The sequence below is a fragment of the Mesorhizobium sp. M2E.F.Ca.ET.209.01.1.1 genome (assembly GCF_004010375.2).
Lineage (GTDB): Bacteria > Pseudomonadota > Alphaproteobacteria > Rhizobiales > Rhizobiaceae > Mesorhizobium.
Genome location: NZ_SADP02001052.1, coordinates 1 through 298 on the forward strand (window position 1 = coordinate 1; position 298 = coordinate 298).

The 298-nt window shown below is 62.4% G+C and carries 1 protein-coding gene; it reads left to right on the forward strand.

Translation table 11 applies throughout. The features are described 5' to 3' along the window. Positions 1 to 298 (forward strand): glutathione S-transferase family protein (locus EN852_RS39085; RefSeq protein ID WP_246694585.1); only part of this gene is annotated, 298 nt, incomplete at both ends.

Below are 298 nucleotides of genomic sequence, written 5' to 3' on the forward strand. Positions count from 1 at the left end.
TCTTCCGATCTTGAAACTCTATTCGCGGCCGTTGTCGCCCTACTCGTCGATCGTGCGCGCACTGGCCTATATCAAGGACGTGCCGCTCAAGATCATCGCGCCGCCGCCGGGTTTTCCGATCCCCGAAGAGTTTCGGGCCATCTCGCCGATGAACCGCATTCCGGTGCTGATCACCGGCTCGGGCGAAACCATCGTCGAATCGGTGGTCATCGCGGAATATCTCGAGGAGCGGTTTCCGGAACCGGCACTGCTGCCGCCTGACTCCAAAGACCGCGCCCTGGCGCGCATGTTCGCCCGC